This is a genomic window from Suttonella indologenes (assembly GCF_900460215.1).
Lineage (GTDB): Bacteria > Pseudomonadota > Gammaproteobacteria > Cardiobacteriales > Cardiobacteriaceae > Suttonella > Suttonella indologenes.
On record NZ_UHIA01000004.1, the window covers coordinates 1,380,075 to 1,402,975 of the forward strand.

Annotated in this window: 24 protein-coding genes; 12 read left to right on the plus strand and 12 right to left on the minus strand. The window is 49.3% G+C overall.

Features of this window, described 5'->3' with window-relative positions:
• Nucleotides 1-4 precede the first annotated feature (4 nt).
• The 8 genes from DYC63_RS10760 to DYC63_RS10795 are packed head-to-tail and all read right to left on the minus strand — an operon-like array spanning nucleotide 5 to nucleotide 7,461.
• Nucleotides 5-1,312: a DUF58 domain-containing protein gene (locus DYC63_RS10760; RefSeq protein ID WP_115219217.1), complete on the minus strand. Its 1,308-nt coding sequence runs from the start codon at nucleotides 1,310-1,312 to the stop codon at nucleotides 5-7.
• Nucleotides 1,313-1,316: 4 nt separating this feature from the next.
• Nucleotides 1,317-2,309, minus strand: a complete 993-nt coding sequence (locus DYC63_RS10765) for an AAA family ATPase (protein ID WP_245888156.1) — start codon at nucleotides 2,307-2,309, stop codon at nucleotides 1,317-1,319.
• Entirely contained in the window at nucleotides 2,302-3,513 is a 1,212-nt protein-coding gene (locus tag DYC63_RS10770; protein ID WP_115219218.1) for a DUF4350 domain-containing protein, read from the minus strand. Before DYC63_RS10770 ends, DYC63_RS10765 begins: the two co-directional genes overlap by 8 nt.
• Nucleotides 3,510-4,892, minus strand: coding sequence for a hypothetical protein (locus tag DYC63_RS10775; protein ID WP_115219219.1), 1,383 nt, complete (start codon nucleotides 4,890-4,892; stop codon nucleotides 3,510-3,512). The genes DYC63_RS10770 and DYC63_RS10775 overlap by 4 nt, the downstream gene beginning before the upstream one ends.
• Nucleotides 4,879-5,850, minus strand: coding sequence for a stage II sporulation protein M (locus DYC63_RS10780; protein WP_172459498.1), 972 nt, complete (start codon nucleotides 5,848-5,850; stop codon nucleotides 4,879-4,881). Before DYC63_RS10780 ends, DYC63_RS10775 begins: the two co-directional genes overlap by 14 nt.
• Nucleotides 5,847-6,557 (minus strand): RDD family protein, encoded by a 711-nt coding sequence (locus DYC63_RS10785; RefSeq protein ID WP_115219221.1) that lies wholly within the window; start codon nucleotides 6,555-6,557, stop codon nucleotides 5,847-5,849. The genes DYC63_RS10780 and DYC63_RS10785 overlap by 4 nt, the downstream gene beginning before the upstream one ends.
• 6 nt (nucleotides 6,558-6,563) lie before the next feature.
• The gene (locus tag DYC63_RS10790; RefSeq protein ID WP_115219222.1) at nucleotides 6,564-6,938 is read right to left on the minus strand and encodes a hypothetical protein; all 375 of its coding nucleotides are present in this window, start codon (nucleotides 6,936-6,938) and stop codon (nucleotides 6,564-6,566) included.
• A 10-nt stretch (nucleotides 6,939-6,948) separates the two neighbouring features.
• Nucleotides 6,949-7,461 (minus strand): hypothetical protein, encoded by a 513-nt coding sequence (locus tag DYC63_RS10795; RefSeq protein ID WP_115219223.1) that lies wholly within the window; start codon nucleotides 7,459-7,461, stop codon nucleotides 6,949-6,951.
• A 187-nt stretch (nucleotides 7,462-7,648) separates the two neighbouring features.
• On the opposite strand from DYC63_RS10795, the gene DYC63_RS10800 reads away from it, so the two are divergent.
• The 9 genes from DYC63_RS10800 to DYC63_RS10840 all read left to right on the plus strand — a co-directional run bounded on the left by DYC63_RS10800 (nucleotide 7,649) and on the right by DYC63_RS10840 (nucleotide 16,446).
• The gene (locus tag DYC63_RS10800) at nucleotides 7,649-8,818 is read left to right on the plus strand and encodes a uroporphyrinogen decarboxylase/cobalamine-independent methonine synthase family protein (protein ID WP_115219224.1); all 1,170 of its coding nucleotides are present in this window, start codon (nucleotides 7,649-7,651) and stop codon (nucleotides 8,816-8,818) included.
• Nucleotides 8,819-9,163: 345 nt separating this feature from the next.
• Nucleotides 9,164-11,443: a nitric-oxide reductase large subunit gene (locus tag DYC63_RS10805; protein WP_115219225.1), complete on the plus strand. Its 2,280-nt coding sequence runs from the start codon at nucleotides 9,164-9,166 to the stop codon at nucleotides 11,441-11,443.
• A gap of 217 nt (nucleotides 11,444-11,660) precedes the next feature.
• The gene (locus tag DYC63_RS10810) at nucleotides 11,661-11,855 is read left to right on the plus strand and encodes a hypothetical protein (RefSeq protein ID WP_115219226.1); all 195 of its coding nucleotides are present in this window, start codon (nucleotides 11,661-11,663) and stop codon (nucleotides 11,853-11,855) included.
• 1 nt (nucleotide 11,856) lies between these two features.
• Nucleotides 11,857-12,414 (plus strand): hypothetical protein, encoded by a 558-nt coding sequence (locus DYC63_RS10815; protein WP_115219227.1) that lies wholly within the window; start codon nucleotides 11,857-11,859, stop codon nucleotides 12,412-12,414.
• Between the two features lie 64 nt (nucleotides 12,415-12,478).
• Complete coding sequence (locus DYC63_RS10820) at nucleotides 12,479-13,600, plus strand: AI-2E family transporter (protein ID WP_245888158.1); 1,122 nt, start codon at nucleotides 12,479-12,481, stop codon at nucleotides 13,598-13,600.
• Entirely contained in the window at nucleotides 13,572-14,318 is a 747-nt protein-coding gene (locus DYC63_RS10825) for an MlaA family lipoprotein (protein WP_245888160.1), read from the plus strand. The genes DYC63_RS10820 and DYC63_RS10825 overlap by 29 nt, the downstream gene beginning before the upstream one ends.
• A 3-nt stretch (nucleotides 14,319-14,321) precedes the next feature.
• The gene (gene rsgA, locus DYC63_RS10830) at nucleotides 14,322-15,269 is read left to right on the plus strand and encodes a ribosome small subunit-dependent GTPase A (RefSeq protein WP_115219229.1); all 948 of its coding nucleotides are present in this window, start codon (nucleotides 14,322-14,324) and stop codon (nucleotides 15,267-15,269) included.
• A gap of 5 nt (nucleotides 15,270-15,274) precedes the next feature.
• Nucleotides 15,275-15,583 (plus strand): exodeoxyribonuclease VII small subunit, encoded by a 309-nt coding sequence (locus tag DYC63_RS10835; RefSeq protein ID WP_115219230.1) that lies wholly within the window; start codon nucleotides 15,275-15,277, stop codon nucleotides 15,581-15,583.
• 5 nt (nucleotides 15,584-15,588) lie between these two features.
• On the plus strand, nucleotides 15,589-16,446 hold the full coding sequence (locus tag DYC63_RS10840) for a polyprenyl synthetase family protein (protein ID WP_115219231.1): 858 nt from the start codon (nucleotides 15,589-15,591) through the stop codon (nucleotides 16,444-16,446).
• Between the two features lie 60 nt (nucleotides 16,447-16,506).
• On the opposite strand, the gene DYC63_RS10845 is transcribed toward DYC63_RS10840, so the two are convergent.
• The 4 genes from DYC63_RS10845 to DYC63_RS10860 form a co-directional block, all read right to left on the minus strand.
• Nucleotides 16,507-17,415, minus strand: coding sequence for a TonB-dependent receptor domain-containing protein (locus DYC63_RS10845; RefSeq protein ID WP_218564658.1), 909 nt, complete (start codon nucleotides 17,413-17,415; stop codon nucleotides 16,507-16,509).
• Between the two features lie 133 nt (nucleotides 17,416-17,548).
• Entirely contained in the window at nucleotides 17,549-18,223 is a 675-nt protein-coding gene (locus tag DYC63_RS10850) for a TonB-dependent receptor (RefSeq protein ID WP_115219232.1), read from the minus strand.
• Between the two features lie 11 nt (nucleotides 18,224-18,234).
• Nucleotides 18,235-18,492, minus strand: a complete 258-nt coding sequence (locus DYC63_RS10855) for a hypothetical protein (protein WP_115219233.1) — start codon at nucleotides 18,490-18,492, stop codon at nucleotides 18,235-18,237.
• A 240-nt stretch (nucleotides 18,493-18,732) separates the two neighbouring features.
• On the minus strand, nucleotides 18,733-20,151 hold the full coding sequence (locus DYC63_RS10860; protein WP_115219234.1) for a DegQ family serine endoprotease: 1,419 nt from the start codon (nucleotides 20,149-20,151) through the stop codon (nucleotides 18,733-18,735).
• 100 nt (nucleotides 20,152-20,251) lie between these two features.
• On the opposite strand from DYC63_RS10860, the gene DYC63_RS10865 reads away from it, so the two are divergent.
• The 3 genes from DYC63_RS10865 to DYC63_RS10875 are packed head-to-tail and all read left to right on the plus strand — an operon-like array spanning nucleotide 20,252 to nucleotide 22,887.
• Nucleotides 20,252-20,941 (plus strand): response regulator transcription factor, encoded by a 690-nt coding sequence (locus DYC63_RS10865; protein ID WP_115219235.1) that lies wholly within the window; start codon nucleotides 20,252-20,254, stop codon nucleotides 20,939-20,941.
• A gap of 55 nt (nucleotides 20,942-20,996) precedes the next feature.
• Nucleotides 20,997-22,451, plus strand: coding sequence for a sensor histidine kinase (locus tag DYC63_RS10870; protein ID WP_172459499.1), 1,455 nt, complete (start codon nucleotides 20,997-20,999; stop codon nucleotides 22,449-22,451).
• A 25-nt stretch (nucleotides 22,452-22,476) separates the two neighbouring features.
• Complete coding sequence (locus DYC63_RS10875) at nucleotides 22,477-22,887, plus strand: OsmC family protein (protein ID WP_115219237.1); 411 nt, start codon at nucleotides 22,477-22,479, stop codon at nucleotides 22,885-22,887.
• Nucleotides 22,888-22,901: the final 14 nt, after the last annotated feature.

The following is a 22,901-nucleotide window of genomic DNA, read 5'->3' on the forward strand; positions in this document are numbered from 1 at the left end:
GCTTTTAGCGTTTCAGTCGGTTTTTATAGGCGATATAGGCATTCAATAATTGCGGGCGCAGCTGTTTCGCCGTGCTGTCGATAAAGATTAATTTGTTTTGTTTGAGTTTTTCCGCCGTTTGCCGCCATTGGGCGGCATAAACGTCTCTTGCCGCCGCTATCAGGGCATCATCGCCGCGCGCGATGTCCTCGGCTTCGTCAAAATAAGGCGGTCGAATGCTGATCAGCATGACGTGATGGCGTTTTTGTAAAAGTTGCAGCGCCGAACGCAGAATGTGCTCATCGCCGGCTTCCAAGACGGTCAGCAGAATAATCAATGAGCGGCGGCGCTGACGCAAATAGACTTCGCGGATAGCGGCGGCAAAATCCGGCGGTGCAGCTTGCGGATAGCAGTCGAAAAGGCTCTCGACCAAGCGGCGGTATTGTCCGCTTTGGCGCGAACAAGGCAGATAAAACAAAGGGGTATCGGCAAATAATTGCATGCCGATTTCATCGCCTGCGGCAAGGGCGGCATGGGCAAGCTGCGTGGCGGCGGCGAGCACTTCGTCAAATAAGGAATGCCCTGCAAAATGCGATTGCAGGCGGCGCGAGTTATCCACCATCAGCAATACCGGCTGCTCATGCTCAAATTCAAATTCGCGCACCAACCATTTGCCCAGTCTTGCCCGTGCTTTGTGGTCAAGACGCGCAATCGCATCGCCTGCCAAATAGTCGCGCAGATGGGAAAAATCGCCGTTGCCGCTGCGGATATGCAGAGGATGAACATTGCCTAATTGGCTGCTGTGAATGCTGGCAAAGCGCTGCTGATGCAAATGTACAAAACGCGGATACACGCGCACCTGCGCCGTACAAGGCAGATGCACATCGCGTTGCCACAGCGGCAGCGGCCCTTTGCCGAGATAACGCAATTGCACTTGGCTGAATTCAAAGCGTCCGCGTGCCTGAATACAAAGCGGATAGCGCAGATGCGCTTTGTCTTGCGCGGCAATCGCCACAGAGATTGCCTCAATGTCCGTTTCCGCCGCTGCGGGATAGTGATCAAAGACTTGCAGCGCAATATCGCGTGCCAATTGATTATGCACGCTTAATTGCATCTCAAAAGTTTTGCCGCTTTGCTGCACGCTGTTGTAATCGCGGCTTAAGGCAAAACGCGGTTCTTCGCGCCATGCCGTCCATGCGCTCGCCGCCAAAGCCGCCAGCCACAGCAGCAATAAGCCCCAAGCATACATCAGCGGCATATCCAATAATGCCAGCAGCAATTCGCCTGCCGCCAATGCCGCCCAGCCCCACAATTGATATCGGCTTGGAATCATGTGTTTATTCGCGTGGCAAAGGAACGCGCTGCAATAATTGGGCAATCAGGTCATCGCTCGTCAAGCCGTCGATTTCCGCCTCGGGCGAACGTTGCAGTCGATGGCGCAAGACTGCCGGCGCCAGTGCTTTGATGTCTTCAGGCAGCACATAGCCGCGCTGATGCAAGACCGCGCGCGCTCTTGCCGCCACCAATAAGGCAATGCCCGCTCTCGGGCCTGCACCCACAGCAAATTGCTCCATTTCGCGGGTTTTGCGTACCAATGCCAGCACATAGCGGACAATCCTTTGATCGACCACCACTTCTAATAATAATTGCTGCCATTTGGGCAAATCCGCCGCCGCTAAAATCGCCTGCGCCGCATCGGTATTATTCGCCAGCGGCTGCTTCCAAGACAGCAGACGTTCTAATAAGGCCTGTTCGGCGGCTTGGCTGGGATAATCGATGCGGCTGTTGAGCAAAAAGCGGTCAAGCTGCGCTTCGGGCAAATGATAAGTGCCTTCCTGTTCAAAAGGATTTTGCGTTGCCAAGACCATAAATGGCGGCGCTAGAGGCAGGGTTTTGCCCTCAATCGTTACCTGCCGCTCCTGCATCACTTCCAATAAAGCCGCCTGCGTTTTGGCAGGGGCGCGGTTGATTTCGTCCGCCAGCAGCAAATGGGTAAAAATCGGACCGCGGCGCAATTTAAAGCGCCCGTCACTAGGATCATAAACCATACTGCCGGTAATGTCGGCAGGCAGTAAATCCGGCGTAAACTGAATACGCTGATAATCGCCGCTGATGGTTTTGGCAAGCGTTTCCACCAGCAAGGTTTTACCCAAACCCGGCACGCCTTCAATCAAAATATGCCCGCCTGCCAAAAGCGCAATCAGGGCTTCTTCCACCACCTGCTCCTGCCCGATAATCACGCGCTGCACCGCTTGGCGCAAAGCCGCCGCCAAGCGGCATAATTGCTGCAAAGGCTCGCTCATTGCCTGATTTGAAAATGCTTCACTCATGTTTTCTCCTTACTGCTGCGCGCAGCTGCTCCGCCGCACGCACAAAATCAATAAAATCCGCTTCGGTTTGCGGCAATGCCGCCTGCACAAGCCGCTGGCATTGCGCCGCACTCAAGCCGCTTGCGGCGATAATTTCGGCATCAGGCGCCGCATCCGCATTTTGCAGCATCGGCATCTGCGCCAATAAACGCTGACGCATCTGCCCCGCCAAATAGGCATAACCATAATCTTTCTGCCGCGCCCAAAAATATCCTGCGGCAAGCAAATGCTGCTGCATATCGCGCCCTGCGCTTGCCTGCGGCATAATCAAAGCGCCGAAACGCCGTCCGCCGCGCCATAGTAATGCCAACAGCCCCAACAGTGCCGTCGTCAATGTCGCCCACCATTTCAATTCGGGAATGTCCCAAATATAGTCAAACGGTTTTTTTGAAGAAGCTTCTTGTTTGGCATAAAGCAACCGCGCTTTGCTTCGCCCCTGTAATAAGGCATGCAAATAAGCAGCATTATCGGCGTGCGCCAGCGGCACATATTCCTCATCCTCATCAAGCCATTTCCCTTTATACTGATGGCTATGGTTATGCCACAGTCCTGTAGAATGCCCCAAAACCACTAATTCTCCCTTGCCCAAAGCGATTTTCCTACCGAAGGCTGACTGTGGATAAGCATTGCTATACACCCCTGCTATTGCCGCTGTTTTCTTGCTATACTTCTTGGATTTTAAAGCAGTGATGATAGCTGCTGGTTCGACAGTCAATATCGCCTCTCCCTTTTCTCGCCAGATCAAAGTATTATTTTTAAACTGATGAGGATACACCAATCCTTCTGCTTCTAAATCGATATTGAAATATGCCGCCCAATCGCGGTTAGCCAATATAATCAGGCGACCGCCGCTCTCTACCCAAGCACGCAGCTGCGCTTTTTCCGTCTCAGTACCACCATCAACATCAGCATCTAATAGCAACGTTTCATCATTTCTTTCCATCGCCTGCGGCAATATACCCATCTGTTCTACAGTCAATACAATACCGCGTTTGGCTAAAAAAGCTTTTGCTAAAGCCATATTGTCATGCTTCGCGCTACCGCTCCAGCCTTTCCACACGCGTACACGCACACGTTCGCCTTCTTGCGCTTCACCATGACCGAACCACAGCCATAAGCAGGCAATTAGGATTAAACCAAATAACGACCAAGTCATTTTTCTCATACTTGCCGCCATAAATTCTGATAATCGGCAAGCAAAGCCAGTACCGCCGTTTTATCTAAACGCTGCTGAGCATAAGCGCCTTGCTGCCATAAAGAAAATAACTGTTGCAAAAAATGCGCCTGTGCGAAAGTGCTTTGTCCTTGAACGCGTTGCCAATAATCGTTTTCGGTTTCGTCAAGCATCATTTCGGGCAAGCGATATAAATGCGCGTCTTGCCGCCAATGCGCGTATAAAATCGCCACCGCTCTCAGCAATTCGCCTTTTTCGGCGGCAGATTGCGCCGCTGCAAGATTTTCGAGCACGGCACGATGTTCTGCGCGGCTGATTGCCCTTCCTGTTTGCTTGTGTTTACGCGCTGACAGAGCGCTAACATGGCTACCGCGGATGATGTGATAAAACAGCCACAGCAAAAATACAATGGCGGCAGCAATCAGGAAAAATTTAACCGTTTGACTGAAATTGCCATCAGGCAGATTGAGAGAAAAATTTGAATCGCCATGCTTATTTTTGCGCCACACATGCTCATAAGGACCACTGCTACCCTGCACTTCCGCCTGCACCCAAGCCTTATCCGCCGCCGCCTGCTCCGCCGTTAAGGCTTCTGCATTGGTGCTGAACGCCAATAGCGCCGCACAAACGCAGACTGCCGCACATTGCATCAGGCGCGCCACCAAGGCCTGCATATCCAGCGCCACCGCCCAGCCCTCACTGATGATGCGCCAATTCAGATAAATCATAAAACCCGCGCCGATATAAAACGGCGTCGCCAATAGCGACAGCAAGGCATAAAACAGCGCCAAGATTTGATGTAATTGCTGCGGTTGATGCAGCAGACTTTGCAGAAAAGCCGCAAGGTTGAGATAGGACAAATCAAACAGCTGCCACAGGCAGATGCACAATAATCCGCTTTCCAATAAGGACAGCAAGAGCAATACGCTGCCGCCGCCCGAAGCGCCGCCGGCAAAAAAGCGCAGCCGCTCACGTTTTTTCTTACCGTGCAAACCTTCCAAGCAATTTACGGCATGGCGGATGGGGGCGAAGACGCGAAAGAGGCGCAAATAGCTGATTTCCGCCAGCCATGCGGGGGCGAACACGGCTTTTTGCTCTGCCCGCCAGTCCGATTCCTGCTTAAAAATCAGGCGGCTGAGGCGTAGCAATAGCGGGCGTTCGTATAAGGGCTTGAGCCACCATGTAATAAGCAGCAAATACAGCGGCGAGCTTTGCTGCCACCACAGTACCGCGCCCACCGCGCTAATCGCCGCCCAGCAAGGCAAGGCGCTCAGCAATAGGGAAAAATAATGGCGGCGCGCCAGCATAAAGCCGAGGTTAATCGCTTCCTTACTCGTGCGCGCCCGCACTTTGATTTCAAGCGCCTGCATCGCCGCGTCCTGCCAAGAAAAAATATGCCAAAACCAATGCCCAAGCGATGCCGCCGACGCTGAATTTAACGGCGGGCGGCAGCCAAATCGCCGACCAAAATGCCTCGACCAAAGCAGCAAGGAAAAACATCAGCACCACCGCGACCAAAACAGGGAAGAAGTCTTGCAGCATCTGCCGCACCGAATCGCTGCGGCGCAAACGCCCCGGCAAATATAGGGCGCGTGCCAAAGCCAGTCCGCAAGCGCCTGAAAAGATGATTGCCGTGATTTCAAAAGCGGCATGGGTAATCACAAAAGGAAAGAAGGTCTGCCCTGCATAGCCGACATGAATCATTTGCGCGCTGACAATACCGAAGTGCCAGCCGTTCAGTATCAGCACGATAAAAACTCCGATACCCAATATGGCGCCGCCGGCAATGGTACGCAGACCAATCGAGGTATTGTTCTGCACATAATGCCCGAACATCATCACATCGCTGGAAGCGCCGCGGCTTTCGCCGAGACGTTTATCAGGATCGGGCGTATACATCTCGGTATAAGTCCCTGCCGCTTCTTCGGCAAATTCGGGATTCAGTAGACCGAAGCCGACAGCAAAGAGCAGCGGCAGAAAAAACAAAGCGCCGGAAAGCGCGAAATAGCGCCAAAAGCGGCGCACCGTCTGCGGCAATTGCCAGCGGAAAAAATCCGCAATCAGACCGGCATGACCGCGTTTGCGCCGATACAGACATTGATGCCCCAAGACCGCCAAACGGTTTAATCTCGCCAGCAAAGCAGCGGAAAAACCTGCGCGTTCGCCGTAGCTTAACTGCTCGCACAGACGGCGGTACCACATCGGAAAATCCCCTGCCGCCATTGCCGCTGAAGAGGTTTGTTTACGCGATACGGTATCGGCTTGCAAAAATGCTTCCAATTGCCGCCATTCTTGCTCATAAGCGGCGATAAATTGCTGCTCTTTCATGCTTTTGCCGCTCCTTGCAGATAACGTGCATAGGCGATTAAGCGCGCCACTCTTTGCTCGCCGCTGCATTCGGGCAATAAGGCGGCAAAAGGCTCGCTTAATTCAATCGCGCGTTCTAATTGATGCTGTTGGGCATAATGGGCAAAATCCATAATGATACGCTGCTCGGCGCGAGATAAACGCCATAAAGGCGGCGTCGCCTCGCCCGCCGCTAAAGCCTGCTGCGGCAATTGCGGTTCTTGGCGGAAAATGACCACCGTTCCCGCCAGCCAATCGCCCACACGCTGATTCTTGTCGCTTATCAGCACAGACAGCATGCCGCAGGCAAAAAACGCCGGCATAAAATCCACATAGCGCAGCACATTACGCCATGCCGCCTGCGAGACGCTCACAGGCAGCAAATCCGCGCCCACCACTTGCAGATTCATCATTTTTTTGCCTAAGGTTCTGCCGCTAAAGCGCCATTCGCAAAAGAAAAAATAACCCCACATCAGCAGAAAATACATCAGCAGGAAAAAGCCCTGCGCCACATAAATATCCGGCAGAAAAGCGGCGATGAATAAGCAGACAAACAGCAAGCCCAGTATCAGCAGCACATCGATAATCAAAGCATAAGCGCGGCTTAGCGGATCTGCCAAAACCGCCGACAGCACAATGCCCTCGGCGGTTTCGACATAAATGCGATCATCAAGCAGGCTGTGGCGCATGCGTATTTAGCGCCCGAACTGCACGGCTTGAATGCCGCCGAAGAACATACCTATAAGACCGAAAATCATAAGAATAAGTATCAGCAGGCTTAGAAAGCCGAAAAATTTGATAATCATCACTTGCTTGCGCGCTGCTGTTTCCAAATCGTCAATATCCCGGCTGTCCAAAACCTGTTGGCAGGCAATTTTATAGCCGCGGAACAGCCAATATTGAAATCCCATTAACAATAAGGGAATCAATTGGAAAAAAGCGGCAACGGCGGATTTTAGAAAAGTGACGACAAATATTAGTAAGAAAAACAAAGTGGCCAATAAAAACAGAACGCTTAAGATTTTGCTCCAGCGAATCGCTTTGGGCAGTTGTTGAAAAATAGCTTCCATTATTAGCTCCTTAAGAACGGGCGCGAGTTAAATACTCTTGATAAGCCGGCAAAACGATTGCTGCGGCAATGCCTAAAAGCATGACAACTGCCATAATAAGCAAAAAAATACCAGTTGTTTTCAAGAATGTAGAACTGGAAGCAAAGCATTGGGCAACGTCTGCTTCGGTATCAGGACTTTGGCGCAGCTGTTTGGCGGTTTTGGCATAGCGGTTCATAGATGTGCCGTAAAACCAATAAATCAGCAGCATCGGCAGCATAGAGACGACAACGCCGATAATCGCTGCGATGATGAATATGCTTTCTTCCTGATCGCTTCCCGCACCGTACTTAAAGGCAGCAGAAAAGCCGAATACCATCACTAACAAATACAGCACGCCGAAAAACAGGGAAATAAAATTCACCACGCTAATCATGCGCGCCCACAAACTGCCCGAACTCAAGATTTCTACCAAAACCAAGCTCAGACCCTCACCGACATTGCGGCGCAAATTACTCTGCGGCGCACGATATAAATTATCCATACAAACTCCTTGATTACCGCACATCAGTATAACTAAAGTCTATTTTTTTTACTAGAATTTCATATTGCGGCAATTAATAACAAAATCTTATAGGATAATGATTTTTTATCATTATTTTTTATCTCTTTTTGCCCTTATGATGCAGGGGCTTTAGCAATAGTTCACACAACAAATAAGGAAGGACAAGATGTCAGAAACCTCTAAACGCTTTTTAATCGTCGGCTCATTGCTGCGTCCGGAAAGTCTGCTGACTTACAAACGCCAAATCGAAAAACGCGACGATATCCAATACCCTTTTTATCAAGATTTCGAGGGCTATGAAGCCGTCGAAGATGCGGCGGTCACCGATATCGTTAAGGCGCAAATCGCGCAAGGTTTGCCGGAAATCACCGACGGCGAATTTTCCAAATCGCTTTGGCATTTGGATTTCGTCTGGGGCTTGAGCGGCGTGCACCGCTACATTGCCGAACACGGCTATTTCTTCCGCGACCACGATCAAGACAGCAAATACGAAACCCGCCGCGACATCGGCATCGAATTCAAAGAACGCGTCTGCTGCGATCATCATCCCTTTATCCAACATTATCAACGCCTTGAAGAACTCGCTCCCGAAGGTGTGGAACTCAAGCAATGCGTGCCCTCGCCCTCGCATGTGTATGGCGAACTCGGCTTGATGTCCAAAAATGTCAGCGGCAAAGTCTATGCCAGCCGTGACGAACTTAAAGCCGACCTCACGCAGGCTTATAAAGATTTTCTTAACGAATTCAAAAAAGCAGGCGGCAAAATCGTTCAGTTTGACGACTGCTTATGGGAACTCTTTGCCAGCGACAATCACCACAGCCCCTTCAGCGGCAAGGACTACAATTCCGAAGAAGTGCAAAACATCGCCAAAGAATTTATTGATTTAAATAATGAAATCATCGCCTATGCGCATGATTTGGGCATCAAGGTGTACACTCATAATTGCCGCGGCAATTACGACTCGCGCAATATGGCAGACGGCAGTTATGAAACCATCGCCGATTTGTTCTTAAAAAGCCAAAACTACGACCGCTTCTATCTGGAATGGGACGATGAACGCGCCGGCAATCTGACCGCTCTGAAAGCCTTTGCCGATAAGCCGGAAGCAGAAGTAGTGCTCGGATTCTTATCCAGCAAGACGACGGATTTGGATGATGAAGCGCGTACGCTGCAACTCTTGCAGGAAGCCACGCAATACGTCGCCAAAGACAAACTTTATCTCTCGCATCAATGCGGTTTCGCCTCCTGTGATAACGGCAATGCCTTAACGGAAGCACAGCAATGGGCGAAAATCGCGCAGGGTCAAAAAATCGCCCGTCAATTCTGGGGCGAATAAAACCTTTCTAATCACAGCAATATATTGATAAAAATATTATTTTAGGATAATCATTACCGATTATCCTTTTTTATGTGCCGTCCTTTTATCGGCGCTAACTTCAGGTAAAATCCAAGCAATAAGCCATTATTTTTAAGAGAAAAAGGCTATCTCTTGTTAAAGAATAAAAAGCGCATCCTGCGAGCGCCGTTCAACTTCAATCATATTTTTTATATTTTTAAATACAAAACAATAAATTAATACTTATTTCCACTTAATTGATTTTTATCAAGGAAGGCTATCGTCATTTTTGCCACAATGCGCCGGCAGCTTCAGCTGTTCTGTTTTACATTTGTGAGGCTTTTTATGAAAGAGTATAAAAAACTATGGATACTGCTTGCCATTATCCTAGTCGGCTCGTTTACGGTGCTCGGCTATTTCGGCAAGGAAGTGTATCACGAACGTCCGCCTATTCCCGCTCAGTTTGTGAGCGAAACGGGGGAAGTCGTCTATACCTATGAGGACATCATGCAAGGGCAATCCGCATGGCAGTCTATCGGCGGCATGTCGGTGGGTACGGTTTGGGGGCATGGCGCCTATCAAGCACCTGATTGGACAGCAGATTGGATTCACCGTGATGTGATGGTATGGCTTGAGCAACAAGCGCAAAACGTATTCGGACAAAGCTATGATTCCTTATCCGAACGCGACAAAGCAACATTGCAATATGATGCCGAGGAAGCTTTCCGCACCAATACTTATAATAAGGAAACCGATACCGTTACCTTATCGCAGCAACGTTTAAATGCGATTCGCGCTACCGCTTCTTATTATGACCGCTTATTCGGCAATGATCCCGAATTTAAGCATTTGCGTGAAGCCTATGCGATGAAGGAAAACTCTTTACCTTCTGCGGAAAAACGCGAAAAATTAAACGCCTTCTTCTTCTGGTCGGCATGGGCGGCGCATACCAATCGTCCTGATTTAGACGTCACTTACACCAACAACTGGCCGCATGAGCCTTTAATCGGCAACCACCCGACGGCGGAAAACGTCATTTGGTCAATCGCTTCTGTCGTGACTCTGATTTTCGGCGTAGGCTTGGTGATTTGGATTTGGGCATTCTGCGTGCATCATGAGCATGATGAAATCGTTGTGCCGAAGCAAGATCCGCTGTCTTTGGTCAAACTCACTCCTTCGCAAAAAGCGGTGGGTAAATATTTGCTCGTGGTGGCGGCATTGTTCTTCGTGCAAGTTATGCTCGGCGGTTTTACCGCACATTACACTGTCGAAGGTCAGGATTTCTACGGCATTCCTGTTTCTGACTGGCTGCCTTACAGTTTAACCCGCACTTGGCATATCCAATCGGCGATTTTCTGGATTGCGACGGGCTTCCTTGCCGCCGGTTTATTCCTAGTGCCGATTATCAATGGCGGACGCGATCCGAAATTCCAAAAATTAGGCGTTGACGTCTTATTCTGGGCATTGATTGTCGTGGTCGTGACTTCGTACATCGGACAATTCTTAGCGATTAAAGGTTGGATGACGCCGGCTTTGAACTTCTGGTTCGGTCATCAAGGCTATGAATATGTTGAAATTGCACGCGTACCGCAAATTGCCCTATTCATCGGCTTAGTTTTCTGGCTTGTTTTGATGCTGCGCGGTATTTGGGCGGCATTGCAAATCGAAGGCGATAAAAGTTTACTCATTCTCTTTACAATGTCGGCTGCCGCTATCGGCGTATTCTATGCCCCTGCCCTGTTCTACGGCGAACATACGCATATGTCGATTATGGAATACTGGCGCTGGTGGGTAGTGCATCTGTGGGTAGAAGGCTTCTTCGAAGTATTCGCCACCACTGCCGTCGGCTTCATCTTCTACAATCTGGGCATGGTCAGCAAACGCGCGGCGACTACCGCTTCATTATTGGCAGCAATGCTCTTCTTAATCGGCGGTATTCCCGGAACCTTCCACCATCTGTACTTCTCAGGCACAACCACGCCGATTATGGCAGTGGGCGCAATGTTCTCCGCTTTGGAAGTGGTGCCTTTGGTGCTCTTAGGCTATGAAGCCTTTGAAAACTGGACGATTCAGCATAAAGCGCCGTGGATGCGTCCGATGCGCTGGCCGCTGTGCTTCTTCATTGCCGTTTCCTTCTGGAACATGTTGGGTGCAGGCGTATTCGGCTTCCTCATCAACCCGCCGATCTCGCTCTACTATCTGCAAGGTTTAAACACCACGCCTAACCATGGACATGCGGCACTATTCGGCGTGTACGGCTTCCTCGCCCTAGGCTTCTCGCTGATGGTCTTACGCTACATTCGTCCGACCTTTGAGATGAACACCAAAATGCTCTACAGCGCTTTCGTGCTCTTGAACTTAGGCTTAATCCTGATGCTCTTCACCAGCTTGCTACCCATCGGCTTCATCCAAGCCCATGCGGCAATTAGCGAAGGGCTATGGTGGGCACGCAGTGCGGAATTTGTAGAACAAACGCCGATTATCCATACCCTGCGTTGGGTGCGTACCTTCGGCGATGTAATCTTCATCATGGGTGCGGTCGCTTTCGGCATACAAATCGTAAAAGGTTTATTGCACAAAGAACCGCAAGAAGCCGCTCCTCAAGAAGCCACTCCTGCGGCATAATCTGCCGGCTTGCAAAGCCCAGCTTAGGCTGGGCTTTGTTTTTTCGAGCAAACATGCTTCAATGTTTCAACACACAGAGCGACACATAAAGCGTCGCTCTACGTGTTGCCCTGAATTGGAAGAGGTTATACCTCTCCCACAAGATTATCCTCCCTAAAGAGAGGGGTTTCAACCAGTAAGGAAATTTTGATGAAGCCATCGATAAATAAGGACTCCTATGACATCACAAGACGCTGCTAAGCGCATCGCCGCTATAAAAAACAGACAAACTCCCAAACAGCAGGTACAAGATTGGCAAACACTGCGCCATCAACAGCAATTAAGCGGCGAATTTGCGCTTGCCGCCGCTTTGGGCGTGCAAAGCTATGATGAAGAGCAAATTCATATGATTGCCCATTTATTCGGACGCTGATATGTATAAATACCTCATTTTCATCCTCTTAAACTATGTGCAAATCAGTTATGCGCAGGAAACCGACAGCCGTCTTTGCCAAATTCAAAGTACAGAAGCCCGCCCGCTTCAAAGCAGTGACGACGACACTTTACACATCCTCAAACAAAGGGAACAGCAACTCAATCACACAGATATGACACTCAGCCGCAGTCCGAAAATTTACTGCCTGCAGGATGTGCGTCTTGCCCGCAGCGCCTTACCGCAATGGCAGCAGGAATTGCATCAAACACTGGGCAAAAACTGGACACTGCGCAGCAGCGATAAATTGCTGCTATGGGAAAGCAAAGGCAATTTCTGGCCGAAAAAATACTATGCCCTAATGTATGAACAGGCGCCTGATGCCTCCGATACCCTAATTATGCGCAGTCTCTATGCAGAAAACAGCAACAGCGTTTTGCACAGTTATGTCGTCTTCGGCGTAGCGGCAAGTCCGTTTATACTCATGATAGCGATTGCCTTCTGGCTATACCGTCGCATTCGACGTAAAAAACAAGGCATCAAGACCGGCAATTATTAATTTCTATCTGTTATATTCGCCAATCCTGCTACAATACGCGCTTTTATTTAACCTTGAGCTTTCTATGCTGGCTTCTCGCTTTTTCTGGCTGACTTTATTGCTGCTTTTCTTGGCTTTGCTGTATTTGCTCAGCCCTATTCTCACGCCTTTTGTGCTAGGCGCTTTACTGGCTTATTTGGGCGATCCGATTGCCGATAGAATCGAGCGTATGGGACGCTCGCGCACCTTTGCCGTGATTATGGTCTTTATGGGCTTTTTTGTCGGTCTGATTTTTATCGTCTTAGTGCTGTTGCCGGCAGTTGCCGAGCAAGTAAGCCGCTTAGGCGAACGGCTGCCCGAATACGTAGTATGGATGAAAGAAAAAGCCGGGCCGACCATACAAAAACTCTTTGCCATTGATTTGAATTCCGTGAGCTTAGAATCCGTACAAGCCATGATTAGCGAGAATTTCGCCCAAGCCTCCGGAGTGGCGCAGTCTTTCATCGGCTCTATCAGTGGCTCCATCGGCTCGGTCATTACTTTCTTCACTTATTTATTCCTCACGCCGGTAGTGACCTTTTATCTGCTGCGTGATTGGGATTTGCTCATCGGCAAAATCGACGAACTCATTCCTATGCAATACCGCTCCATCACCCATGAACTCATGCGCCGCTGCGACTACGTTTTAGGCGGATTTATGCGCGGACAATTACTAGTCATGCTCGGCTTAGGTATTCTATATTCTTTGGGTTTATCTTTCATGGGCTTGGATTTGGCGATTGTCATCGGCATGATTTCGGGCTTGGTCAGCTTTGTGCCTTATTTGGGTCTGATTGTGGGCATGGTCATGGCAGGCATCATGGCTTTGCTGCAATTCCAAGATTGGATGCATGTCATCGGCGTTATTGTCGTGTTTAGCGTAGCACAAACCATTGAAAGTACGGTACTGACGCCGAAATTTGTCGGCGAACGCACAGGGCTGCATCCTGTTGCCGTACTATTTTCCGTCTTGGCGGGCGGTCAATTATTCGGCTTTATGGGTATTTTGCTTGCCTTGCCGGTTACCGCCATCATTAATGTTTTCCTCAGCTATTTCAAAGAGCATTATTTAAACAGCGATGTGTATAAGGATATCGACGAAGGTGCCTATGTTCTGCCGCAAGAACAATATATCAATCATGAAAAAACTCCACAAAACGATGCGTAATACCCTATTTTTATTATTTCTTTCTTTTCTCACTGCCTGCAGCAGTGCCATTGACTCCCAAGGCTATACCCAAGACCCTTGGGAAGGCATGAACCGCGGTATTTTTGCTTTTAACGAAGCAGTGGATACGGCGGTCTTAAAACCGGTCGCTACCGGCTATGAAACGATCGTGCCAAGCCCCGTGCGCATCAGCATCGGCAACTTTTTCGGCAATTTAAACGATGTCGGCTCATTGGCGAATGCCATTTTGCAATTAGACGGACAAGCCACTGCCGGCATCGGCGCACGTTTGATTAATAACACCATTTTCGGCTTAGGCGGAATTCTCGATGTCGCCACGCCGATGGGTAATCCTAAAATCAGCAAAGATTTCGGCTCGACTTTATCGCGCTACGGCGTGGAATCGGGGCCATATCTTGTGCTGCCGCTCCTAGGTCCTAGCACCCTGCGCGACGGTTTGGGCAAAATTCCCGATGCCTTCCTAAATCCCCTCAGCTATGTGAAAGACGATAAGGTTTATTGGTCATTGGTGGCGCTCAATGCTGTGGATACGCGCGCCGCATTCTTCCCGCTGGAGCAGCGATTGGAAGGCGGCGCGACGGACAAATATGCCGCCATGCGCGATTATTGGCTGCAATATCGCTGGCAGCAATTAGGCAAATCCGTCAGCGATGCGCAGCAAGAAGACATTGACGCCCTCTTTGCGCCGGCGGAATAAATTTTGAGCCGCCTAAGTCAGCAACAACGCAGCCGCATTGCCGCCCAACGCCGGCAAAAACTTGCCGACGGCGATATTGCCGATGCCGCATTGATTGTCGCGCATATGGGCTATCAAATCATCGCGCAGCATCAGGGCAAATTGATTAGCTGCGATTGGCGCAAACAATTAGGCGATATTGCGGTCAATGACCGCGTTTTGCTGCAATATAATGCGGACGGTAGCGCGGTTGTGGAAGCGGTTTTCCCGCGCAAACATACCCTTTATAAATGGCAGGGGCGCCAAAGCAGGGCGCTTGCCTCGCATTTGGATCAACTGCTGATTGCTATTGCCGTCGCCCCCGATTGGCAAGCCACTTTGATCGACCGCTATCTCATCGCCGCCAGAGAAGCCGGCATTGCCGCCGCCATTATCTGCAATAAAACAGACCTTGCCGACAATCAAGCACTGGCGCAAATAGAACGACGCCTCGCGCCTTACCGCCTGTTAAATATCCCGATATTTTTCATCAGCACCAAAAGCGGCGTCGGCATTGAAGCCCTATGCGAACACATGGCAGGCAAGCAAAACATTTTGTGCGGACAATCGGGCGTAGGCAAATCCAGTCTGATTCGGCACTTAATTCCCGAGGCGGATATTTGGGTGCAATCAATTAGCGCCGCCACCGGTTTGGGCAGACACACCACCACCAATCTGCGCCGCTATCCTTGGCAAGAACAAGCCTGTCTGATTGACACGCCGGGCGTGCGCGGTTTTGCCGTTAAGCATCTGACAGTAGAGCAAATCTTAGCCGGCTTTCCCGACATCACACAATACGCCGGCGACTGCAAATTCAATGACTGCCGCCATGAAAACGAACCGGGTTGCGCCGTGCAGGCGGCATTGGCGCGCGGCGACATCCATGCCGAACGCTACGAAAGTTTACAACAATTACTTACCGAACTGAGCTGAAAACCATGAGCACGAAAAGCAAAAAAAACGACAATCCGCTGGAAAATTACGAAACGCATATCGCGCAATTAGAACACATCATCAGCGCCTTAGAGCAGGGCGAACTCAGCCTTGACCAAGCCCTGACAGAATACGAGCAAGGCATCAAACTCATCCGCAGCTGCCAGCAAGCCCTAGACAGCGCCGAGCAAAAAGTGCGTCTGCTGACCCAGGCAAATAGCGAAGAAGAACGTCTGCTGCCTTATCAAGAAAACGATCCGCCCAAAACATCCGCACGCCGCCAAGCGGATTCCGATGACGACATCCCTTTTTAAGCAAGATGAACATCGCCGACTACCAAACACGCATTGAAAACGTCCTTGCCGACGCTCTTCCGCCCGAACACAGCGGCAGTCTGGCGGCTGCCATGCGCTATTCGGCACTTAACGGCGGCAAACGCCTGCGCGCCGCTCTTATCTATGCCGCTGCCGAAGATAATGGCATAGACCTAGCAGCAGTCGATGCCGCCGCCGCCGCTATCGAATGTATCCATGCCTACTCGCTTATTCATGACGATTTACCGGCGATGGACGATGACGATCTACGCCGCGGCAAAGCCAGCTGCCATATCGCCTTCGGCGAGGCGGAAGCCATTTTAGCCGGCGATGCCCTCAATACCCTTGCTTTTGAACTGCTCGGCAACAGCCCCTTAAGCGCAGACATTCGGCTTCAACACATCCGTCTGCTCAGCCAAGCGGCAGGTTGGGCGGGCATGGTCGGCGGACAAAGTCTGGATATTGCCCTGACCGGCAAAAAAACCGATTTGGCACAACTGCAAACCATCCACTGCGGCAAAACCGGCGCGCTGATTCAAGCGGCAATATTGATGGGCGCCAGCCCCGGAGAAACATTTGCGCAGCAGGAAAAACACCTAGCCGCCGTCGGCAAACTGCTCGGCATTGCCTATCAAATTCATGACGATATTTTAGATGCCACCGCCGACAGCCGACAATTGGGCAAAACCGCCGGCAAAGATGCGGCGCAAGAGAAAAACACCTATGTGCAATTGCTCGGCTTAGACCGCAGTCGGGCGCTATTGGAAGAAAGCCATGCGCAAATCCAAACCGAGTTGGATCAATTGCCGCACAAGCAAGCCTTATCCGCCCTAATTCAACACATTTTTTCCCGCACTTATTAGTCGCTAAACAAGCATAAAAAATGCCCGCCGAAGCGGGCATTTTTAAATCCGCTATCTGGTTTAGAAGCGGTAATTAAAGCTCAAGCGGAAATCTCTGCCCTGCTCTGCAAAAGTGGAGTTCGCTCTTTGACTGTGAGAGACATAGTATTTATCGCCTACGTTATTGACTGCAAAATTCACATTAAAATGATCTTTGCCCAAGGGTTGCCAATTCAAATACACATCATGCACGCCATAACCCGGACGTACTTGCAATTCAGGATTACGCGTTCTTCTATTTATTCCCATATATTCGGTTCCTTCGGCATAGCGACCGCGCCAACCGATTTCCAATTTCGGATTATCAAATTGATAAGAAAGTCCCGTCATCCATTGACGTCCCAAAGGAATCGCCGTCATCACGGAATCCGCCGTGGTGCCGTTCATTTTAGGATCGCTATCCGCTACGCCTAAACGGGCAGTCAAGCCCTGCCAGCGATAAGCGGCATTTAATTCATAACCTTTGTTTTTCAGCTTGCCGCTGCTCACCACTTCGTTATAAGCATTCTCTCCTGCTCCGATTGTCTTAAAGCTCTGCAAATCTTTAATCGTTTGATAGAAATAAGCACCTTCTAAACTTAAGCCCTCATATTCCCAATTAAAGCCGATTTCTGCATTTCGTGATCGTTCGGCTTTTAATCCATCTGCTACGCGAATATCTCTTGCTGCAAATGAGGCTTCTCTTAAACGCGGACTACGAGTAGCTACATTGTAGCTTGCATTTAAAGAAAAATTTTTATTTACATCCCAAATTATGCCAACGCTGGGGCTAAAAGCACCATCCGAAGATTTACCTCCTGTTGTGCCGGAAAAATTGAAATAGTCATAGCGTAAACCGGTAGTTAAGGTTACAGGAGCAAAGCTCCAAATCCCTTCAACATAAGCACCAATATCTTCTTTTTCATGAGCATGCGTAACATTTGGGTTAATTTTCGCTGCCCCCCTGTTTTATTAACAGACTCTGTGCGCCAATTCAATCCGTATTTCACTAAATGTTTTGTATTAGGAATAGGAGTCGTAAAGCCTAGATTAGCTCCTGTTGTTTCAATTTTGGCTATACCGTCTAATGCGTTATCCCGTGTTTTAGGCTTGGGTTTATAGATTTATTCTTTTGCTCCGATGTAATATGGAAAACATTGGCATCCAAAGAACCTAAAACACCCAATTGCCGCCCTGCATAAGATAAATTAGTAGTATCCGTGGTACGATGACGATGATTTGGTGCATTATTTGAGCTTGTGAAAAATTCTTCACGCAAAGCACGCGTGCCGTATTGTTCTTCGCGGCGATGACTTAATTCAATCCGATTATTTTCATTAATGCGATACGCACCTTTGGCTAAAAAACTACGATTTCCCAAAGCATTGTGAGGCGCTTTATTGCCGTTACCATCTTCGTAATTTTTTTCTTTGACCCAATTGCCAATTACGATGCCGTCAAAACCATTCGCACGACCATATACCGCCAATCCCGTATTCGCACCTTCATTGCTGTTTACGCCGCCGCTAATCCGCACGCCTACATCTTTGCCCTCTAGCAATAAATCCGCAGCATCGACTGTACGCGCTTCGATTCTACCGTTAGTCGCGCCAAATCCCGCACTCGCCGAGCCTGTGCCTTTTTCAATCGCCACTACTTTAACCAAAGCAGGGTCAAGACTGAAACGCCCTTGATGATGGAAAATTTGCGAGCTGCTTGAAGTGTCATCGACCACATAATCAATTTGGTCTTGCCCCATGCCGCGAATCGTTACCCATTGCGATGCGCCGCGTTACCACCGCCAAACTGTATGCCGACTTGGTCACGCAAAGCCGTTTTAAGGTCTGTAGAAGTATCTTTTTCTAAGGCGCGCCAATCTTCAATCGGGCGGGCGCTGACGAAATTACTTTGTACATTGATTTGATCTAACTGTATCACTTGACTGTTATCCGCGGTTTGCGCCTGCGCACAAGCCATGCCCAAGGCGGCAGACAATGCCGTCAATTTAAAAGTGAGTTTCTTATCCACTAATATATTTTCCTCTGTTAAATTTGAAACTTAGAGAAACTAAGTGTTCTTTTAACCATCGTAAAAATGTCTATTCTTTTCGCAATGACAGAATTTGTACATTATCGTAACGGTTAAGAATATGCTAATCTTTTTGACAATTGTTAGCAATAATATTTTATAGATAACTTAATTATCAGCCATTTAGCCCCAATAAAAAATCCTCCGCAAGGGAGGATTAAAAAACATCGGAAATTGGATTTATTGCTTAGATTTTTCAGGCACCAATGCCAAAAACGTCGTTTGTCCGCGACGATGAATCAGCACAGGAATCGGCTGGGATTTTTCGCCGTGCTGCGCAAATAGTTTTGCCGCCGCATTCACACTACTGACCGGTGTGCGTCCCACCGCCAAAAGAATATCGCCGGCGCGTAAACCTGATTTTGCCGCCGCACTGCGCGGTTTCACTTCCGCAACCAATACGCCTTCGCCTTCGAATGCCAAGGCTTCACGACTTTCTTCGTCAAGCGTTTTCAAAGACATACCCCAATTCTCTATAGATTTATTTTCACCGGAAATACTGTCCATATCGGCATTGTCTATATTACCCACTTCAAATTCGATTTTTTCGCGCTTACCCTCGCGCAGAATCTCTAGCGCTGCCGTTTCGCCGATATTCGTCATCGCAACCAATGAAGGTAAATCACCGGAGCGGACAATATTGCGTCCGTTAAATTGCAAAATCACATCGCCTGCCTGCAAACCGGCAGCTTCGGCCGGAGAATCGGGCAAGACTTTGGCAATCAATGCACCCTGCGGTTTATCCAATCCGAAAGATTGCGCCAATTGCTGATCGACTTCCTGAATCATCACACCTAGCCAACCGCGGCTTACTTTGCCCTCGGCTTTCAGCTGTTGGGCAATATTTTTCGCCACATTAATCGGAATCGCGAAGCCTAAGCCGTTAAACGTACCGCTGCGGCTGTAAATCTGCGAGTTAATGCCGATGACTTCGCCTTTGCCGTTAAAGAGCGGCCCGCCCGAATTTCCGGGATTGATTGCCGCATCCGTTTGAATGAAAGGCGTATAAGCGCCGCTAGGCAGATTACGCCCCAATGCTGAGACAATGCCTTTGGTGGCGGTGGCGTCAAAACCGAAAGGCGAACCGATCGCCAAGACCCAATCGCCGACTTTTACCGCATTCGAATCACCCAAGACGGCAACCGGAAACGCTTGTTCAGCTTCAATTTTCAGCAGGGCGATGTCACTACGTTTATCTATGCCGATAACTTTCGCCTGATATTCTTGGCGGTCGTTGAGGCGCACAATCACAGAATCCGCCCCGTCAACCACATGGGCATTGGTTAAAATCTCACCGCTTTCGTCAATGAAAAAACCCGAACCGGAGCCTTCATAATGCGGCATACCCTCTTCCGGCGTCATACCGAAGTTTTCCGGCATTCTGCCGAAAGGCGAACCGAAGAATTCTTCAAACAAATCCGGCATACGCTCTCTTCTGCCTAAGCGATGACCGGAAACGGCTTTAGAGACCTCGATATTCACAACCGCCGGCATCGCTTTTTCTACTAAAATCGTAAAATCAGGTGCAGGATCAGCAAGAGCAGGTGTGTTGATTACAGTCGCCAAACCGATTGCAAAGGCTAAAAAAGTTTTTTTCATCTTATTTCCTAATTGGTTTAATATAGGCGCACATTGTCTGCCAAGGGCATTTTCAAAACAATGTATGGCAGATTAATAAGTATTTACTCAGGGAGAACCTATGCACGTATTGATTATTGAAGATGACAAAGAAGTCGCCGCCTATATTGCTAAAGGCTTGAACGAAAGCGGCTATGTGGTCGACACTGCCCATACCGGCACGGAAGGATTGAATATGGCGCTCAGCGGACAATATGATTTGCTCGTTGTCGATCGTATGCTGCCGAAACTAGACGGTTTATCGATTATTCAAAAAGTGCGCGAAAACGGCAATAGCGTGCCGGTATTGATATTATCCGCACTCGGCGAAGTCGATGACCGTGTAGAAGGTCTTGCTGCCGGCGGCGACGATTATTTGGTCAAACCCTATGCTTTTTCCGAACTATTAGCGCGCGTGCAAGCGCTGACTCGCCGCCGTTCCGGCGATATTCAAGACAATATGGTCTTGCAAGTGGCGGATTTACAGCTTGACCGTCTCAAGCGCAAAGTCATCCGCTCCGGCAAAAAAATCAATTTGCAGCCGCGCGAATTCCGCTTATTAGAATATCTCATGACCAATGCCGGACAAGTGGTCACACGCACCATGCTGCTGGAAAAAGTCTGGGAATATCATTTTGACCCGCAAACCAACGTAATTGACGTCCATATCTCGCGCTTGCGCAGCAAAATCGACAAAGATTTTGATCCACCTCTGATTCATACCGAACGCGGCGCGGGATACAGCCTTTATGATCCGACAAATTATCAATAAATTTCACACAGACTTACCGCAAGTCAAAAAGAGTAGCGTCTTTCGCTACTCTTTAGTGGCAACTCTTATTGCCTCCGTCATTACCAGTGTGGCGATGCTGATGACCTATCAGCAAGCCAGACAGGAAATCTCCTCTCAAGTCGATAACCGCTTGATTGCCGAAGCCGGCCGCATCCGCCAGCAATACGAGCAACGCAGCGCTTTCAGCTTACATCAGCCCGTTATCGGCATTACGGAACGCAGCAGCAGCGAATCCACCATATCTTATTGTTTAAGCAACGATTATAATCAAGATGTTGAAGATAGCGACAATTTATTTTCCAGCATCAACAATGCCGGCATCGTGGAAAATCATTATCTTTACACTAGTCATTTCAATGATTTATGCCAATCTACACGTCAAGCAATTGATGATAACATGCCGAATTTATTGCCGATTATGAAATGGCACACACATAAAGACATGATGCGGATTGTCATTACGCCCTTAAACAACGGACTCACCTTAATTACCGGCTACGACACCAAAAACGAACGCCGCATTTTGCGCCGCATGTTTTCTACCGTCATCTATTCCAGCATCTTGCTGATTGCCGCCAGCTTCTTCGGTTCTTTTTACATCAGCCGCTCTATTACGCGCAATACCAAACGCATCAGCGACAGCGCCAGACGCATTGTCGACGGCGATTTCGGCGAAAGGATTAGCATTGATCCGGACGACAGCAATGAAATGAGAAGTTTGGCTAATAATCTCAATCACATGCTAGAACGTCTTGACACACTTATCAGCAGCCAAAGACAAGTCACTAATAATATTGCCCATGACATGCGCAGCCCGCTGAACCGCCTGCGTAGCCGCATGGAAGTTTGTCTGCTCGACCGCAACCGCAGCAGCGCGGAATTACGCGATGCCATCGGAGAAAGCATTGAAGACATTGATAAATTACTGCAAACCTTCAATGCCATGCTTACTATCGCCCAAATCGAAGCACGTGCCCGCGACGATTTCAAAGCCACAGACCTCAGCCTGATTTGCGAAGAACTCTCCGAACTCTATGAAATCTTCGCCGAAGAAGACGGTTCGCATTATTTCAGCAGCCAAATAGCTCCTAATCTAAGTCTCTTCGGCAACCGCCAATTGATCGCCCAAGCCATTACCAATCTGTTGGATAATGCGGTCAAATACACCCCTTCAGGCGGCAACATTCATCTGCAAGCCTACGAGAAAAACAAGCACATTCATATTGCCGTCAGCGACAACGGGCCGGGCATCCCTGCCGATGACCGCGAACGCGTATTGCAACGTTTTGTCCGCCTCGACAACTCCCGCTCCACTCCGGGCAACGGCTTAGGGCTTTCTATGGTTGCCGCCGCCACCCATCTGCATGACGGCAATATTCGGATCAGCGATAACAATCCCGGGCTAAAAATCGAGCTTATCATTCCCAATGCCGCAACTTTCTGCAAAAAACATCAGATTTGCGGTAACAAAGATAAAAAAGACAAATAACCCATTTATTTCATAAGGAAAAACCATGACACACATTGCCGACATCCGCTACCAAGGCGAACTGCATAATGAACTGCAACACCTGCCGAGCAAGCGCATCATTCATACGGATGCGCCCACCGACAATCAGGGCAAAGGCGAAGCCTTTTCACCTACGGATTTGCTCGCATCCGCCCTTGCCGCCTGTGTTATGACCATGATGGGCATGAAAGCCAAAAGTATAGGTATAGAACTGACCGGTGCTCATGCGCAAATCAGCAAAGAAATGGCGGCAAATCCGCGTCGCGTCAGTGCAATCCGCCTGCAAATTTATCTACCCGCTAATCTTGACGGTGATACACGCGAAATCCTCGAGCAAACCGCTCTTCATTGCCCTGTCGCCTACAGCTTAAGCAGCGAGCTCACACAAGACATGCAATTCCACTACACCCTATAAACACAGCATTGAAA